This is a genomic window from uncultured Bacteroides sp. (assembly GCF_902491285.1).
Taxonomy (GTDB): Bacteria; Bacteroidota; Bacteroidia; order Bacteroidales; family Bacteroidaceae; genus Bacteroides.
Map to the genome: position 1 here is coordinate 1 of NZ_CABUHK010000017.1, position 17225 is coordinate 17225.

Below are 17225 nucleotides of genomic sequence, written 5' to 3' on the forward strand. Positions count from 1 at the left end.
CATCTCCTATCAGAAAACTGGCTCCTTTGGCAGACGCTGCCAAGCAACGCGGAGTCCATGTATTTCACCTGAACATCGGACAGCCTGACCTGCCCACTCCTCAGGCCGCGATTGACGCGATACGCAACATTGACCGCAAAGTGCTGGAATACAGTCCCAGCGCAGGTTACCGTAGCTATCGCGAGAAACTGGTAGGATATTATGCAAAGTTCAATATCAACCTGACGGCAGACGATATAATCATTACATCGGGTGGTTCGGAAGCGGTATTGTTTTCTTTCCTTTCCTGCCTGAATCCGGGGGACGAGATTATTGTTCCGGAACCGGCTTATGCCAATTATATGGCATTCGCCATCTCTGCCGGAGCGAAAATTCGCACCATTGCCACGACTATCGAAGAAGGTTTCTCGCTTCCGAAAGTGGAGAAATTTGAAGAGCTGATAAATGAACGCACCAAAGCGATACTGATTTGTAATCCGAATAACCCGACCGGTTATCTGTACACCCGTCGCGAGATGAATCAGATTCGTGACTTGGTGAAGAAGTATGATTTGTTCCTCTTCTCCGATGAAGTATATCGTGAGTTTATCTATACCGGTTCTCCTTATATCTCTGCCTGCCATTTGGAAGGCATCGAGAATAATGTGGTACTGATTGACTCCGTTTCAAAACGTTATTCGGAATGTGGAATCCGTATCGGTGCGCTGATTACCAAGAACAAAGAGATACGTGACGCTGTTATGAAGTTCTGCCAGGCTCGTCTGAGCCCCCCTTTGATTGGACAGATTGCTGCTGAGGCTTCACTGGATGCTCCGGAAGAATACTATCGCGAGACGTATGACGAATACGTGGAACGTCGTAAATGCCTGATTGACGGCTTGAACCGTATTCCGGGTGTTTATTCTCCGATTCCGATGGGTGCTTTCTATACGGTGGCAAAACTTCCGGTAGACGATTCGGACAAGTTCTGTGCTTGGTGTCTTTCGGACTTCGAATACGAAGGACAGACGGTATTCATGGCTCCGGCTTCCGGTTTCTATACAACTCCGGGTTCCGGTATCAACGAAGTCCGTATTGCCTATGTGTTGAAGAAAGAAGATTTAACCCGTGCGCTTTTTGTCTTGCAGAAGGCTTTGGAAGCGTATCCGGGAAGAGTGGATTAATCTTAATCACTAACCGTTAATCACTGAAAATTGTCTCTATCACTTTTCATAGCCCGGCGTATCTATCGTGAAAGCGATGGCGGAAAGCAGGTGTCACGTCCTGCGGTCCTCATTGCCATGGCGGGTATTGCTATCGGGCTGGCTGTGATGATTATTGCCGTGGCGGTGGTTATCGGGTTTAAAGGTGAAGTGCGGAATAAAGTCATAGGATTCGGTTCGCATATCCAGATTACCAATCTGGATGCGGCGAGTTCTTATGAGACTCATCCGATTATGGTAGGGGATAGCATGATGGCAGCCCTTGCCGCCTATCCTGAAATAAGCCATGTACAGCGTTTCTCTACCAAGCCGGGCATGATAAAGACGGATGATGCTTTTCAGGGAATGGTGCTGAAAGGTGTCGGGCCGGAGTTTGACCCTCGTTTCATGCAAGAGTATCTGCTGGAAGGCGAGATTCCCGTTTTCAGTGATTCGGTTTCCAGCAATCAAGTGCTTATCTCCAAGGCTTTGGCTACGAAGATGAAGTTGAAGCTGGGGGATAAGATATATACCTATTATATACAGGACGATGTCCGTGCGCGTCGGTTGACTATTGCCGGGATTTATCAGACGAACTTTTCCGAATACGATAATCTCTTTTTATTGACTGACCTGAACCTGGTGAACCGCTTAAATGGTTGGCAGCCGGAGCAGGTGACCGGGGTGGAACTTCAAGTGAAAGATTATGATAAGCTCGAAGATACGACGTATGAAATAGCGGTCGATGCTGACAACCAACAGGATGAACTGGGCGGCGTGTATTATGTGCGTAACATTGAACAGTTGAATCCTCAGATATTTGCATGGCTTGATTTGTTGGACTTGAATGTGTGGGTGATTTTGATTCTGATGGTAGGCGTTGCCGGTTTTACCATGATTTCCGGGTTGCTGATTATCATTATCGAACGTACGAATATGATTGGTATCTTGAAGGCTTTGGGAGCTACCAATTTTACGATTCGTAAGACCTTCCTCTGGTTTGCTGTTTTCCTGATTGGCAAAGGTATGCTTTGGGGAAATGCTATCGGGCTGGCGTTCTGTATCCTTCAATCCCGGTTCGGTATTTTCAGGCTCGATCCGGAGACCTATTATGTGGATACCGTTCCGGTTTCTTTCAATATCCTGCTTTTCCTTCTGATTAATATCGGCACATTGCTGGCTGCCGTCCTGATGTTGATAGGCCCTTCGTTCCTGATTACTAAAATCAATCCGGCAAGTTCCATGAGATATGAGTAAATCCCTTTTCTTTTCTATATATAAGTGAATGAGTTTGTCACCTTCTCATAAAGTCTCCCTTACCTCGGAAGAAACGGCAGAGTTTGAAATTTAATGATTGTATCGGTTGCAGGATATCGAATACAGGCAGTGAGAAATAATATTTCCTGTTGCCGCCCATTTCTTTGGCAGCCTGATTGATGATAACGGCTTGCACGGTGTAGCGAATCAGCCAGAGTAATAACGCAATGCCTGCCGCTACCCAGTGGAAGCTAAGGATGCCGAATACGATACCGGCGATGCAGGCAACGTAGAATAACAGGCGTGATAAGGTTTCAAAACCTAATAAGTAGCGTTGTGCTCCGCGGTAAAAGCGTGAGGTGGCTATATAGCTGACTTTTTCTTCTTTCCAGTCTTTATAACGGTAAACGGGTTGTATCCGCATGGTCGCGTTGAAGTCCGTTTCCACACGGGTATTGGTGTTGTTTGCCATCTGGTTGACGAACAGGTCGTCTTCTCCGCGTTGCAGGTTCAGATATTTGGAATATCCTTTTTGCTTGAAGAATAATTCTTTGCGGTAAGCCATATTGCGCCCGATGCCCATGTATGGTTTTCCTGCCAGGGCGAAGCCTAGGTAGCGTAATGACTGGAATAAAGTGTCGAATGCGACACGTTTGTGCAGCCAGCCTTTGGTGCGGTCGTATCCGCTGTATCCCAGTACGATTTGAGTTTGCGAGGTGAAGTTGCGTGCCATCAGTTTCAGCCATTGGTTGCTTGCGGGCAGGCAGTTCGTTTCCGTGAATACAAGCCAGTCGTGTTTGCTGGCTTTGATGCCTAAGGTCAGAGCCAGTTTCTTGTGGCTGATATAGCGGGCGCTGTCCGGTGTAAAGCTATGATAGAGATGGGGATATTTCTCTTCCATATATCCCAGCACATCTTCTGTCTCGTCGGTGGAAGCGTCGTTGATGACAATGACTTCAAACTGCGGGTAATCCTGTTCCAGGATAGCCGGAAGGAATTTACGCAGGTTATCAGCTTCGTTGCGCGCGCAGATGATGACGGAAAGTGGCGGCAATTCCCGTGTGAAGTGAACTTCCTCTTTGCGCACTGCTTTGTTACGTACGTATATCCGGTTGTACAAACCGAAATAGTAAATAAGCTGAATGATAAAAAGAATACCTGCCGCCGATAAAAGAATCAGCTCGACAGTATTGAATGTAAATGCTTCCATTGAATTATAGTGTCGTTTTTACGACCGCAAAAGTACGCATTTTTTCGGTAGTCCCTCATCTCGAAGGCAGGTTATTTCGTAAATCCAGATATTCTTTCTTGAACATATCGACAAAAAGAAAGAATAGCGAGAGTAATAGCGGGCCGAAGATAACTCCCATAAATCCGAATATCGGTAAACCGATGACTACTCCGAAGATGGTAATCAGCGGATGGGTGTCTGCCATTTTCTTTTGAAGGATAAAACGAATCAGGTTGTCGGACTGTGAGACGACAATAGCTCCATATGCAGTGAGTCCGATGGCATTGAACCAGTCCCCGCTGATGGCAAGGTAGGCGGCTACGGGAAACCATACCAAGGCAGTGCCCACCATCGGAATGATGGTAGCGAAACAGGTGAGGAAACCTAATAGTAAAATATTGGGCGCTCCGAAGATAAGATAGCCTATCATGGCAACACATCCCTGGATGATAGCCAGCAGAGGGATACCGATAGCGTTGGAACGTACAATCATATTGATTTCGTGAATCACTTCCTGCGTGTTTGACTCATTGAACGGGAGAATGGCATTGACATATGCTTCCATCTTTTTCCCGCCTATCAGCATAAAGTAAAGTACAAATACCATGACGAACAGATTGATGGCAAGGCTGCTGACACTTTCCATGATTATCTGTCCGATGCGGGGGAGAATGGAGACGATGAATGACAATGTATCTTTGCCCAGTACATCATATCCTGTCTTTTCCTTGATAAACTCCGCTACTTGCTGGATAGGCTCGATGAGAGTCTGCGGGGCCAGATTGATGTCCTGAAGTTTGTTCACTACCAGCCATATTGTCAATCCGAGAGGGACAAGAAACACTAATATGGTTTCTGCCGTAATCAGTAGCGCACTGACGCTGCGTTTCATTTTCCGCTTTTCCGTCAGGTGGTTCATTTGCGTACGTACCAGTATATAGATGGTAAGTGCTCCCAGCAATCCCCCTAGAAAGGGAGTGATTTGCCGGAAGATGATAACTCCCATAAACAGGATAATGACAATGAGGGAATATTTCCAGTATTGTTCTTTGATGCTCATATCGTGTAAGTAATTCGTTTACACAATAAACACTCAAAGAGGTGGAAAGGTTTGTTTTATAATGGCATATCAATATGAAAAACTGTTTTGCCGGGTTTGCTTTCCTGAATGGTGAGATGCCCGCCGTGAAGGCGGACGATTTGTTTGCATAGATTTAATCCGATGCCGCTGCCTTCTGATTTGGTAGTAAAAAAAGGAATAAATATCTTTTCTTGTAACTCGGGTGAAATCCCTGAGCCGTTGTCTTCAATGTCGATGGATATGCGTTCGTCTTGCTGTGCGCGGATACTGATTCTTCCTTCTTTCTTTCCTTCCAGCGCTTGCATGGCGTTTTTCAGAAGGTTGAGCAGGACTTGGGAGAGTTGGTTCTCATCGCCTTTCATATAAATTGTTTCGGGACGGCAGGTCAGTGTGAAGGCGATATTGTTTTCTTTGAAGTCGCCGGACAGGAGTTCCCGGAGATTTTGCAGGGTTGCCGAAAGTGAGAAAAGTCTCTTTTCGGGTTGGGGCAGGTAGGAGAGGTGACGGAATGATTCGGTAAATTGTAACAGGCGTTCGCTTTGCGCCTGAATGATGCGGAGCCCGCGAACCGCTTTTTCGTTGATGTCCGGATAGGCGGATAGTGTTTGCGACAGGGAGATAATGGGAGCAATGGTGTTCATTATTTCATGGGTGAGCACGTGGCTTAGTTTGTTCCATGATTCACTTTCCTTGTCGCTAAGTTCGTCGCCGATATCCTTGATAGATAAGAGGGTGATTGTCTCATCTTGTAGTTTCATCCGGCTTTCCGAAAGGCTGAGATGTTCCTTTCTCCCTTTTTCTTGCAACAGGGACTCCAATTGCCGGTATCGGGTTAATTGCTGGCAGTCTAACAAGGAGAGGGCGGCACTGTTTGCCATGATTATCTTTCCGGTAGAATCCCATGCCAATACCCCGCTGGGCACTTCTTCCAGGAGTGAGCGGTAGAAGTGTTCCTGTCTGGAATATTCAGATTGGGTTTTGGCGAGCAGTAGATTGATGCGGTTGAGAGAACGGTTCAGCTTTTCCTGTTCCTTGCTGACGTGGTGTTCGGGGAAGTAGAGCATATTGTCTTTATCTTCTATGGCATCGAAAAAGATACGCAACTTTTGATTGAATGAATTTAGCTTGTTCACCAGTCCGCTGATTTGGAAGAGGGAACAGACAATCAATAATGTGCCTGTTACAAATCCGCGTTGTGAGATGATAAGCCAGGCACCTGTTCCCGAGGTGACGAGAATGAGCATGACGTGTAGCAATATAATCCAATAGATGTGTCGGCTGAATATCATGTGTTGTTCAGGGTTTGAAGCGTTTTAGTTTGTTATAGAGTGTCTGACGGCTGATTCCCAGTTGCTCGGCAGCGGCAGTCAGGTTTCCGTTATTTTGCAGAATAGCTGTTTCAATGGCCTGTCTTTCCACTTCTTCCAGATTGGGGACAGTGCTGGTGGTCAGCGGTTTCCAGGTTTGTTTTACCAGAATATCTTTGGGACGTATCACGTTGCCTTCACATAATATAACGGCTTTCTCGATAGTGTGCTGTAATTCCCGGATATTGCCCGGCCAGTGGTAGGAGCGTAGTTTCTCAATCGTTTGCTCATGCATCCGCATTTCCGGACGTTGGTATTTTGATGCGAAACGGTGGAGAAAAGTTTCGATGAACAGGAGTATGTCGTCTCCCCGTTCCCGTAATGGAGGGATTTCCAGGTGGATGGTGTTGATACGGTAGAACAGGTCTTCGCGGAATATTCCTTGTTTCACCATTTCCGGAATGTCTTTATTGGTGGCGGAAATGAGCCGGATATCAACGGGGATGACTTTGTTGCTTCCGATTCGGGTGATATTCCTGTTTTGCAGTACGGTCAGTAGTTTGGCCTGCAATGCAAGGGGAAGATTCCCAATCTCATCCATAAAAAGCGAACTGCCGCTGGCTGCTTCGAACTTTCCCGGACGGCTTTCATAAGCGTCCGTAAAAGCTCCGCGCTCGTGACCGAAAAGTTCGCTTTCGAAGAGGGATTCGCTGATGGCTCCCATATCAATACTTGACATGGAGCGGGTATTGCGTGGAGACAGGCGGTGTATCTCCCTTGCCAGCATTTCCTTTCCGGTTCCGTTTTCTCCGGTTATCAAGACGTTGGCATCGGTCTTGGCTACTTTATTGACCACCTTTATTAATTGTAGCATGGCAGGAGAATGTCCTATCAGCATTTCCGGTTTGTTCGGATTACCGGAGCCGGTGGTTGGGTTCTTTGGTTTTGGGGAGCTTTTCCCGTTCGATTTATGATTGTATGCTTCCTTTATTTTCTGAACCAGTGTCCGGTTATCCCAGGGTTTGAGAAGAAAATCGGTGGCTCCGTTCTTCAAGGCTTTTACGGCCAGTTCCACATCTCCGTAGGCAGTCAGCATCACCACAGGGAGGGTAGGGCGGATTTCGTGAATACGCTTCAGCCAGTACAATCCTTCGTTGCCGTTATTGATACCTGCCGAGAAATTCATGTCAAGGATTACAATATCAATGGAAGTGGTAGTGAGCAGTGTCGTTATTTGATTCGGATTGGCAGCAGTACGGACGGTGCTGAACTCATTTTCGAGTAATAGCTCCAGAGAAGTCAACACACTTTTATTATCATCTACTATTAAAATAGTTCCGGTTTCCATATATGTAAGATTGGGGGTATCTGTCTGGGTTGAATGATTCTTTAAGTTTTCGGGTAAAGATATTCGTTTTTGCTTTTCCCTGCAAGGGAGTGTCCAATAATTAGACGTTTTATGATACATTTCCTGAAACATGGCTTTATTCTATGTCCTGTCTGTGGAAGACTTATGGCCTGAACGCTGAATAATTGTTGTTTGTATGCAGGTTATGGTGGCTCTTTATTGATAACGTCCAATTTTTAGACGTTATGGTGTGTAATAATTGGACGGGAACGAGAGTGCGGTGTGTGTCATCTGTCTTGTAATCAGTAGTTTAAATATTGTGGCATTATGTTTGCTTTTTTATTCGTATAGAACACAATCGCATATATACTGAAGAATGAGAAACATTTTCTTTTTATTGTTTTTATTACCCGCAATTGCGTATGCTCAACCTGCAATGAGTTTGGACGAATGTATCCGCCTGGCGTGGAAACAGAATCCCTCTGTACGGAATAGTGCTATCGGCATAAAGGAAGCACGAACGGATTATACCGCCGCTATCGGTACATTCCTTCCCCGCATAGTAGCCAATGCAGAAACAGGAAAGCGTTTCGGGCGTTCGATAGACCCGGATACCAATGGTTATACGGAAAAGACTTTTGAAGAGGGAACAGTAGGTCTTGATATGACTTTATCTTTGTTTGAAGGCTTCTCACGTATCAATCAGGTACGTTTTCGGAAAATAAACCGGGAGCGTAGCGAATGGGAACTGAAAGACAGGCAGAATGAACTCGCTTATCAAGTGACGGATGCTTACTACAAGCTGGTTTTGGAAAGAAAACTTCTGAATCTTGCTTTGGAGCAAAGCCGGTTGAGCGAACGATATATGAAACAAACCGAGGCATTTGTGGAACTGGGTTTGAAATCCGTCTCCGACTTGCAAGAGGTGAAAGCCCGTAGGGAAGGCGATATATATCGTTACCAATCCCGTGCCAATAGTTGCCGGTTGGCATTGCTGCATCTGGAACAGTTGATGAGCTTTCGGCGGGGCGATACACTTGTCATTCAGGATACGATTGCCGAATTGAATAAACTCCCGTTGTTTTCACTCCCCTCTACGGAAACATTGTATGGGCAATCGTTGGAAACACTTCCTGCCATGCGTATGATTGACTTGAAGCAGAAAGCCGCCCGTAAAGAATATGCGATGGCGGGCGGAGCTTTTTCTCCTTCTGTTTATGCTCGCTTTACGGTCGGTTCCAATTTCTACAACACAGCATTTTCTGCCAGGCAATTGCGGGATAATATAGGAAAATATATCGGCATCGGTATCTCTTTCCCTTTGTTGAGCGGTTTTGAACGTCTGACGAATCAGAGGAAGCTGAAGCTGAACTTGTATCGCCTGAAGAATGAAGAAGAACTGGAGAAGCAACAATTATATACCGACATTGAACAGACCCTTCTTTCCCTGCGTGCCGGCTATATGGAACATCAGCAGGCATTGCAGCAATTGAGTGCGGAAACTCTGGTCTTGAAAGAATCCGAACGAAAGTGGGAAGAAGGACTTATCTCTGTCTTTCAGTTAATGGAAGCCCGCAATCGTTTTATCTCTGCTAAAGCTGAACTGGTTCGTGTACGCTTGCAGGTAGAAATGATGATGAGACTGGAGAAATATTATCGGGAAGGAACTTTCTTATAAGTTTCTTATAAGGGCAGAATTAATATGTCTTGAATAACAGAGTTGATGCTTCCCGAATAACAGGATAATGGTTTTCCGAATAACTAATTTATAATAACCCTATTTTTGATTGATTCCTTATGGATACACCTATTGAACGCAAACCCGGCATTACCCGCAAACACCTATATATAATAGGTGGCATAGCCTTTGTCATTGCCGTTATTTTATATTTCATTTTCAGGGATACTGCCTCTACCATGGCTGTGGAGAAAGAACGTCTGACGATTGCTACCGTTGACCGTGGTGAGTTTAACGACTATATTCGTGTCATCGGGCAGGTAATGCCTAATCGCATTATTTATATGGACGCTGTGGAAGGCGGACGTGTGGAAGAACGTCTGAAAGAAGAAGGTGCCATGGTGAAGGCAGGCGATGTGATTCTGCGTCTCAGCAATCCGTTACTAAACATCGGTATTATGCAGAGCGAAGCGGATTTGGCTTATCAGGAGAACGAACTCCGTAATACCCGTATCAGCATGGAGCAGGAACGCCTGCGTTTGAAACAAGAGCGTATCGGGCTGAATAAAGACAGGATAGTGAAACAGCGCCGTTACGAGCAATACAGTCGCTTGATAAAAGAGCAACTCATTGCAAAAGAGGATTACCTCCTTGCCAAGGAAGAGTATGATGCGGCTCAAGAACAGTTGGATGTCATTGACGAGCGGATTCGTCAGGATAACATTTTTCGTGAAAGTCAGGTAAGCAGCTTGGACGAGAACATACGTAATATGAAGCGGAGTCTTGCACTGGTGCGCGAACGGATTGAGAACCTGAAGGTGAAAGCGCCTATTGACGGGCAGGTGGGCAACCTTGACGCACAGATAGGGCAATCAATAGCTGCGGGCGAGCATATCGGTCAGATAATCACTTCTGATTTGAAGGTGCAGGCACAGATTGACGAACATTACGTGGAGCGTGTTGTGCCCGGACTGCCGGCTGATTTTACACGTGACGGTGCCAGCTATGAACTGGAGGTGACAAAGCCCTATCCGGAAGTAAAAGACGGGCAGTTCCGTACCGACTTGCGGTTTACAGCCGGACGACCGGAGAATATACGTGCAGGGCAAACCTATCATATCAATCTGCAGTTGGGCGATCCTACACAGGCTATTTTGGTACCACGTGGCGGATTTTTTCAAATAAGCGGCGGACGATGGATGTATGTTGTCGATGAAAGTGGTAAATTTGCTATTCGCCGCCCCATTCGCATCGGACGACAAAATCCGCAGTACTATGAGGTTACCGAAGGACTGAAGCCTGGCGACCGGGTGATTGTGTCGGGATATGAATTGTTTGGCGATAATGAGAAACTGATATTGAAATAAGTCTGTAATATGATAAATTACTTTTCACAAGTGATACGTAGTCAGCGGGTTAAGAAATCTCTGACACTGATAAATATAGCGGGGCTGTCTGTCTGCATTGCAACAGCACTGCTCATCATACTTTATGTTTGGTCGGAATTGAGTTACGATTCATTCCACGACACCGGGCGTGTATATCGTGTCGAAAGCCGGTTGTATGAGGGTGAGACGCTGACAGATAACTGGGCGACTACAGCTTACGGACATGCGCCCACTATGAGCCGTGAAATTGCCGGCATTGAGAAATATGTCCGTTTGACGGCACAAGACCGCGAACAAGTGGTGAATTACTTCGAAAAGAGGTTTGCCGAAGAGCATTACTGCTACACCGAACCTGCTTTTTTTGAGATATTCAATTTCCCGATAATTAAAGGAGATAAGAGCGGGCAACTGGTGCGTCCTAATACGGTGGTGCTGACCGAAAGTGCGGCAAACCGTTATTTTGATGAAGAAGACCCGATAGGCAAGATACTGACTTTCAGTACGTCTTCATCGCAGCAAAACTTTGAAGTAACCGGCGTGATAGCAGATATGCCCGTTCGCTCTCATCTGCAATATGATTTCTTACTTTCATATAATACGATTCCTAAAGAGCGGCAGGATATTTGGTACATTCACGGGGTTTACACCTATGTCCGCCTGATGTCCGGAAAGTCTCCGGCAGAGATTGAAGCGGCTTTTCTCAATATATCCGATAAGTATAAGACCGATGCATTGAAACATAAGACTTGGGCGGTAGAGTTGATACCGCTGAAAGATATTCACCTCACTCCGCAAAAAGCCTACGAGAAAGAGATAAAAGGCAGCCGGACAGCGGTTCTTATACTGTTGGTGATGTCCGTTTCCCTGCTATTGATAGGTTGGGCAAATGCCTTGAATCTTACCGTAGCGCGTTTCCTGGAACGCGGACGTGAGTTCGGGTTGCGCAAGATTTTTGGTGCTTCGCGCCGTCAGATTATTATCCAGGGACTTCTCGAGTCTGGCTTCATGAATCTGCTGGCTACGCTGATAGCTCTTGGTTGGCTGGAACTCCTTTTACCCCTTGTTTATCGCTGGGCAGGGCAAAGTTTCGGGACGGATATACTTATGTTACCGGCTTTCTGGGGAGTTGTAGCCGGAGTGGTTGTTATCGGTACGTTTGTCGTAGGGCTCTATCCCTCCTGGCTGATGGTTACTATACGTCCGTCGGAAATTATGAGGGGGAAACTGTTGCACGGTAAACGCGGCAACCGCATAAGGAAAGTGCTGATTGTGGTTCAGTTTCTGGCTTCTTTTGTCTTGATTGTTGGTACGTTCACAGTGGTTCGGCAGGTATGCTATATGCAAAGTGAGGCTTCCGTCGATTCTCATTCACGTATGTTGATCATTAAATATCCTTCATTTACCGAGGGGTTGGCATTGCGTATGGAAAGTTTCACCAAGCGTCTGAAGCAGCGGGCGGACGTAAGCCATGTAACAGTTTCGGGAGCTGTTCCCGGGGTGGAGGTAGCCAATTATTTCACCAACCGTCCCTATGGAAGCGACCCTTCACAAGTGAAGTTGATACAAATGTTTGCCGTAGATTATGATTATCTATCTGCCTATATGCCTGCTATGATTTGTGGGCGATGTTTCTCAGAGGATTTTGGCGGTGACCTCAACCGGATAGTGCTTAACGAGGAAGCTGTCAGGCTGTTAGGCTACGAGTCGCCCGAAGCCGCATTGGGACAGCAGGTTAAGATGGAGGTGGTAGGCGAGCCGCTCGAAATTATCGGGGTGGTGAAAAACTATCACCAGCAGTCACTTTCCGTGGCTTACAAACCTATTATCTTCTTTATGAAAGAACGGGTACCGTTTATTGCGACCCCTTATATTTCAGTCCGCCTGACAGACGGAGGAGGAGATAGCACTTTGACGGAGATTGAGCAGATGTATCGTGAATACTTTCCGACTTCTTTATTTTCTTACTTCTTTTTGAATGATTTGAATACTTTCCTATATAAGTCAGACCGTAATTTTGGTTGGATATTTGCCAGTGCTTCTTTGCTTGCTGTGTTTGTAGCATGTCTTGGATTGTGGATTGTAACACTATTTTCAACCTTGTCGCGCTTGAAAGAAGTGGGGATTCGGAAAGTGCTCGGTGCAAATAAAAGAAGTCTGTTCTTTATCTTGACTAAGGAACTGATGCTGCTCACTGTATTGGCTTCTGCAATCGGCATCCCCGTGTCGGCAGTGTTGATGAACGGTTGGTTGGAAACGTATGCTTTCCACGTTTCGTTGCCTTGGTGGATATATGCAACTGCTTTCGTGCTGCTGATGCTGATTGCGTTTCTTACCGTCTTTCAACAAGTGTGGCGCATTATCTGCCTGAAACCGATGTGTATCTTAAAATATGAATAACTAATAAATATTGAACTGATTATGATTAAAACTGAAAAACTGACAAAACTCTTCACAACCGAAGAAGTGCAGACAAAGGCATTGAACGAAGTCACCTTACAGGTGGAACAAGGGGAATTCGTTGCCATAATGGGCCCTTCGGGATGCGGTAAGTCAACGTTGCTGAATATTTTGGGTACACTCGATTCTCCTACTTCCGGCTTTTATTTCTTTGAAGGGAAACAGGTGGATAAAATGAACGAGAACCAACTGACTGCTCTCCGAAAAGGCAATCTTGGCTTTATCTTCCAGAGTTTCAACCTGATTGACGAACTGACCGTATATGAGAATGTGGAATTACCCCTTGTCTATATGGGTGTCAAAGCCGACAAGCGTAAAGAAAGAGTGAATAAAGTGCTCGAAAAAGTGAACCTGCAGCATCGTGCCAACCATTATCCCCAACAACTGTCCGGCGGGCAGCAACAGCGTGTAGCCATTGCCCGTGCCGTAGTGACGGATTGTAAGTTGCTTCTTGCCGATGAACCTACCGGAAACCTGGACTCGGTGAACGGTATAGAAGTAATGGAACTGTTGAGCGAACTGAACCGTCAGGGAACTACCATCATCACCGTCACCCACTCCCAACGGGATGCAATGTACGCACATCGCGTCATCCAATTGCTGGACGGACAAATTGTAGCCGAAAACATCAACCGCCCGCTGGAAAGGAATACGCCGGCTAAAAACGAAACCGTATGATAGGAAACTACTGGAATAGTGCCTGGCGGAATCTGATGAAACGGAAAAGATTCAGCTTCATCAATATATTCGGACTGGCGATTGGCATGGCGTCGGCACTGCTGATTCTTACCTACGTGACCTTTGAATTCAGCTTTGATAAAATGCACACGAAGTACGATCGTATCTACCGTGTACAAAGTACGTTCCACGAGGGGGAAGTGCTGACCGACTACTGGGCAAGCAGCTCTTTCGGATATGGTTCGGCAATGAAAGAGAATCTTGCCGGAATAGAGGACTATACCCGAATCGGCTCCCTGCTCCAACCGGAACAAATAGTGAAATACGGTGAACTGACCTTGCGGGAGAATCAGATAGCCTATGCCGAACCCGGCTTTTTCCGCCTTTTCGATTTCGAACTTCTGAAAGGCGATAAGAAAACCTGTCTCTCCATGCCGGGACAAGTCGTAATCACCGAACGCATCGCCCGTAAATATTTCAAGGATGAAGACCCTATCGGAAAGATATTCATCTTTACCGGAGCATACGACAAGATATCGTGTGAAGTGACCGGAGTGATGAAAGAAATGCCTTCCAACTCGCATATACATTACAGTTTTCTGATTTCATACAAATCTCTTCCTGAATATATGCAGGAATATTGGTACAAGCACGAGGCCTATACCTACGTCCTGCTTGACTCTCCCGAAAGGAAAGCGGAAATTGAGAAAGGATTTCCCGTAATGGCGGAAAAGTACAAGACGGATGAAGCACTGAAAAACAAGATATGGGGAGTCTCTTTAGTCCCTCTGGCGGATATACATCTCACTCCGCAAGTAGGATACGAAGCGGAGACAAAGGGAAACCGTTCTTCTATGCTTGCCTTGATTTTCGCTGCCATTGCTATATTGGCTATTGCCTGGATAAACTATATAAACCTCACTGTAGCCCGTTCGATGGAGCGTGCCAAAGAAGTGGGAGTACGGCGGGTAGTGGGAGCTTTCCGCAAGCAGTTGATTCACCAGTTCCTGTTTGAGGCACTGGTGATGAATTTGATAGCTTTTGTACTGGCGGTAGGATTGATAGAACTGATTCTTCCGTATTTTAACCAACTGGTAGGCCGTACCGTTACTTTCTCCGTTTGGCTGATGGATTATTGGTGGATTTTGCTGGTTCTTGTTTTCTTTGCCGGGATATTCCTTTCCGGATATTATCCGGCACTGGCTTTGCTGAACCGGAAACCGATTACGTTATTGAAAGGAAAATTCCTGCATGGCAAATCCGGCGAACGGATACGGAAAGTATTGGTTATCATTCAATATACAGCTTCGATGATATTGCTTTGCGGCACATTGATTGTCTTTGCGCAGTTGAACTTTATGCGCAGCCAGTCTTTGGGAGTTAAGACCAATCAGACATTAGTGGTCAAGTTCCCCGGACATACCGAAGGACTGAATACGAAACTGGAAGCGATGAAAAAAGCAATAGCACGTCTCCCGTTGGTACATCGGGTCACCTTTTCCGGTGCTGTGCCGGGCGAGGAAGTGGCGACCTTCCTTTCCAACCGCCGCACCAATGATGCTTTGAAGCAAAACCGTCTGTATGAGATGCTTGCCTGTGACCCCGATTATGTGGATGCCTATGGATTGCAAGTCGTAGCCGGAAGAAGTTTCTCGGAAGATTATGGAGACGATGTAGATAAACTGGTGATTAACGAAACGGCTGTACGTAACCTGGGTTTCACATCTAATGATGAGGCGATAGGGGAGTTGGTGACTGTTGAATGTACCGATGCTCCGATGCAGATTATCGGAGTAGTGAAAGATTATCATCAACAGGCATTGAGCAAGAATTACACACCTATCATGCTGATTCATAAAGACAAGATTGGCTGGTTGCCACAACGTTATGTCTCTATCGTGATGACTTCCGGCGACCCTCGCGAATTGGTATCGCAGGTGCATGAGATTTGGAACCAATATTTTGTGGATTCCAGTTTCGACTACTTCTTCCTCGATCGGTTCTTCGACCACCAGTATCGCCAGGATGAAGTATTCGGTGTGATGATTGGCTCTTTCACCGGACTGGCAATTTTCATTTCCTGTCTGGGGCTTTGGGTATTGGTCATGTTTGCATGTTCCACACGTACCAAAGAAATGGGAATACGCAAAGTCCTCGGAGCTTCCCGCCGGACACTCTTCTATCAGTTGGTCAAGGGATTCTTCCAGTTGATTTTGATAGCGGTTGTCATTGCTTTGCCGATAGCCTGGTTTAGTATGAATGCCTGGTTGAGCCATTATGCTTTCCACACGGATTTGAAAGCATGGTTCTTTATTGTGCCTATATTGCTGATGCTGTTTATCTCATTCGTAACGGTAGCTTTCCAGACCATGAAGATAATTATGAGCAAACCTGCCCGTTCTTTACGTTATGAATAATCTCTGAATCACTCCATCGGGTATTCGTTAATATCCGATATATTTATGTTAAATGTTAACGAGTCTATTGCTTTTATTAAACCATGTTATAAGATATGCCTCTTTACTCCGAAAATTTGGAGATATGCGGAGAGTCCGTATCTTTGCAGTGTGTTTTTCATAGTATTAGATTTAAGGTTAACAAAAAGGATTGGCTGTCTGGGATAGATAGCCTTTTTTTATGCCCTTTCTTTTCATTCTATTTCTCACAAGTATATCTCATTTCCTGATTCTTCTCCGTCCATATCCTAAAGTATGTTTTTCAACATATATGCTTATTTTTCTATTATTATCTTCTTGTATTCTAAAAAAAATCCCTTAATATTGCATTTGTATTACTTGTCTGACAAATAATACAAATAACAAAAGTCTAATGATATGAAGATAGAAATCAATCAAACAACGTTAATCGACCAGGTAGAAGACAGTCTGCTTACCTACTTCAAAAAGAATGATTTAGGACGTGGAGACTCTATTCCTAATGAGAATAGTCTGGCGGCGGAACTGGGAGTTGCAAGGAGTGTTGTCAGAGAGGCATTGAGCCGTCTGAAAATGATGGGGTTGATTCATGCGCGTCCCCGCAAGGGAATGGTTCTGACTGAACCTTCCATTTTGGGGGGAATGAAAAGAGTGATAGACCCCCGTGTCTTGAGTGAAGAAACAATTTTGGACTTGTTGGATTTCAGAATTGCACTTGAAATAGGAATATCAACTGACATTTTCCGTAAGATAACTCCTAAGGACATCGAGGAACTGAGCGAAATCGTAAAAATGGGTATCGTTTTTGAGAATAACGAATATGCATTGATTAGTGAATCGGCTTTTCATACGAAACTGTATAAAATCACCGGAAATAAAATCATATCTGAATTTCAGGAAATCATTCATCCTATACTTGTCTATGTGAAAGAGAAATTCAAGGATTATTTGAAACCTATAAATATAGAAATGAGCAAAAGCGGTCGGATAGCTACTCATGCTGATTTGCTGGACTTTATCAAGAAAGGGGACGAGAAGGGTTACCGGGATGCTATCGAAAGGCATTTTGAGGTCTATAAAATTTTCAAGGTAAACCGAAGTCAGGAATTGATGGCTGAGAAGGCAGAAAGTGAAAAGGTAGAAGGTATATGAAAAGGCGGCATCTGATAATTTTATGTTTATCC

Annotated in this window: 12 protein-coding genes; 8 read left to right on the forward strand and 4 right to left on the reverse strand. The window is 45.4% G+C overall.

What is annotated here, in order from left to right; all coding sequences use genetic code 11:
* A partial coding sequence (locus RDN93_RS06235) for a pyridoxal phosphate-dependent aminotransferase (RefSeq protein ID WP_302323865.1) occupies nucleotides 1-1163 on the forward strand: 1163 nt, incomplete at its 5' end.
* 30 nt (nucleotides 1164-1193) lie between these two features.
* On the forward strand, nucleotides 1194-2438 hold the full coding sequence (locus RDN93_RS06240) for an FtsX-like permease family protein (protein WP_308744697.1): 1245 nt from the start codon (nucleotides 1194-1196) through the stop codon (nucleotides 2436-2438).
* 37 nt (nucleotides 2439-2475) lie between these two features.
* On the opposite strand, the gene RDN93_RS06245 is transcribed toward RDN93_RS06240, so the two are convergent.
* The 4 genes from RDN93_RS06245 to RDN93_RS06260 are packed head-to-tail and all read right to left on the reverse strand — an operon-like array spanning nucleotide 2476 to nucleotide 7405.
* Entirely contained in the window at nucleotides 2476-3648 is a 1173-nt protein-coding gene (locus RDN93_RS06245; RefSeq protein ID WP_308744698.1) for a glycosyltransferase, read from the reverse strand.
* Between the two features lie 55 nt (nucleotides 3649-3703).
* Nucleotides 3704-4729 (reverse strand): AI-2E family transporter, encoded by a 1026-nt coding sequence (locus tag RDN93_RS06250; protein WP_308744699.1) that lies wholly within the window; start codon nucleotides 4727-4729, stop codon nucleotides 3704-3706.
* A gap of 56 nt (nucleotides 4730-4785) precedes the next feature.
* Complete coding sequence (locus RDN93_RS06255) at nucleotides 4786-6039, reverse strand: HAMP domain-containing sensor histidine kinase (RefSeq protein ID WP_308744700.1); 1254 nt, start codon at nucleotides 6037-6039, stop codon at nucleotides 4786-4788.
* Nucleotides 6040-6046: 7 nt separating this feature from the next.
* Nucleotides 6047-7405 carry a sigma-54 dependent transcriptional regulator gene (locus RDN93_RS06260; RefSeq protein WP_308744701.1) on the reverse strand — a complete coding sequence of 453 codons (1359 nt, stop codon included), beginning with the start codon at nucleotides 7403-7405 and terminating at the stop codon, nucleotides 6047-6049.
* A 376-nt stretch (nucleotides 7406-7781) separates the two neighbouring features.
* Here RDN93_RS06260 and RDN93_RS06265 point away from each other — a divergent pair, with 376 nt between their 5' ends.
* The 6 genes from RDN93_RS06265 to RDN93_RS06290 all read left to right on the forward strand — a co-directional run bounded on the left by RDN93_RS06265 (nucleotide 7782) and on the right by RDN93_RS06290 (nucleotide 17193).
* Nucleotides 7782-9083 (forward strand): TolC family protein, encoded by a 1302-nt coding sequence (locus RDN93_RS06265; protein ID WP_308744702.1) that lies wholly within the window; start codon nucleotides 7782-7784, stop codon nucleotides 9081-9083.
* Nucleotides 9084-9202: 119 nt separating this feature from the next.
* Nucleotides 9203-10450: an efflux RND transporter periplasmic adaptor subunit gene (locus tag RDN93_RS06270; RefSeq protein ID WP_308744703.1), complete on the forward strand. Its 1248-nt coding sequence runs from the start codon at nucleotides 9203-9205 to the stop codon at nucleotides 10448-10450.
* A 12-nt stretch (nucleotides 10451-10462) separates the two neighbouring features.
* A complete protein-coding gene (locus tag RDN93_RS06275) occupies nucleotides 10463-12868 on the forward strand; it encodes an ABC transporter permease (RefSeq protein ID WP_308744753.1) in 2406 nt (801 codons plus the stop codon).
* 21 nt (nucleotides 12869-12889) lie between these two features.
* Nucleotides 12890-13606, forward strand: a complete 717-nt coding sequence (locus RDN93_RS06280; RefSeq protein WP_308744704.1) for an ABC transporter ATP-binding protein — start codon at nucleotides 12890-12892, stop codon at nucleotides 13604-13606.
* Nucleotides 13603-16023 (forward strand): ABC transporter permease, encoded by a 2421-nt coding sequence (locus RDN93_RS06285; RefSeq protein ID WP_308744705.1) that lies wholly within the window; start codon nucleotides 13603-13605, stop codon nucleotides 16021-16023. Before RDN93_RS06280 ends, RDN93_RS06285 begins: the two co-directional genes overlap by 4 nt.
* A gap of 417 nt (nucleotides 16024-16440) precedes the next feature.
* A complete protein-coding gene (locus tag RDN93_RS06290) occupies nucleotides 16441-17193 on the forward strand; it encodes a FadR/GntR family transcriptional regulator (protein WP_005677981.1) in 753 nt (250 codons plus the stop codon).
* The last annotated feature ends 32 nt before the right edge of the window (nucleotides 17194-17225 follow it).

Excerpts from the sequence above, each read along its gene's own strand:
- RDN93_RS06290 (WP_005677981.1), top strand. The coding sequence starts at position 16,441 with ATGAAGATAGAAATCAATCAAACAACGTTAATCGACCAGGTAGAAGAC.
- RDN93_RS06265 (WP_308744702.1), top strand. The coding sequence starts at position 7,782 with ATGAGAAACATTTTCTTTTTATTGTTTTTATTACCCGCAATTGCGTAT.
- RDN93_RS06255 (WP_308744700.1), bottom strand. The coding sequence starts at position 6,039 with ATGATATTCAGCCGACACATCTATTGGATTATATTGCTACACGTCATG.
- RDN93_RS06285 (WP_308744705.1), top strand. The coding sequence starts at position 13,603 with ATGATAGGAAACTACTGGAATAGTGCCTGGCGGAATCTGATGAAACGG.
- RDN93_RS06280 (WP_308744704.1), top strand. The coding sequence starts at position 12,890 with ATGATTAAAACTGAAAAACTGACAAAACTCTTCACAACCGAAGAAGTG.
- RDN93_RS06245 (WP_308744698.1), bottom strand. The coding sequence starts at position 3,648 with ATGGAAGCATTTACATTCAATACTGTCGAGCTGATTCTTTTATCGGCG.
- RDN93_RS06250 (WP_308744699.1), bottom strand. The coding sequence starts at position 4,729 with ATGAGCATCAAAGAACAATACTGGAAATATTCCCTCATTGTCATTATC.
- RDN93_RS06260 (WP_308744701.1), bottom strand. The coding sequence starts at position 7,405 with ATGGAAACCGGAACTATTTTAATAGTAGATGATAATAAAAGTGTGTTG.
- RDN93_RS06270 (WP_308744703.1), top strand. The coding sequence starts at position 9,203 with ATGGATACACCTATTGAACGCAAACCCGGCATTACCCGCAAACACCTA.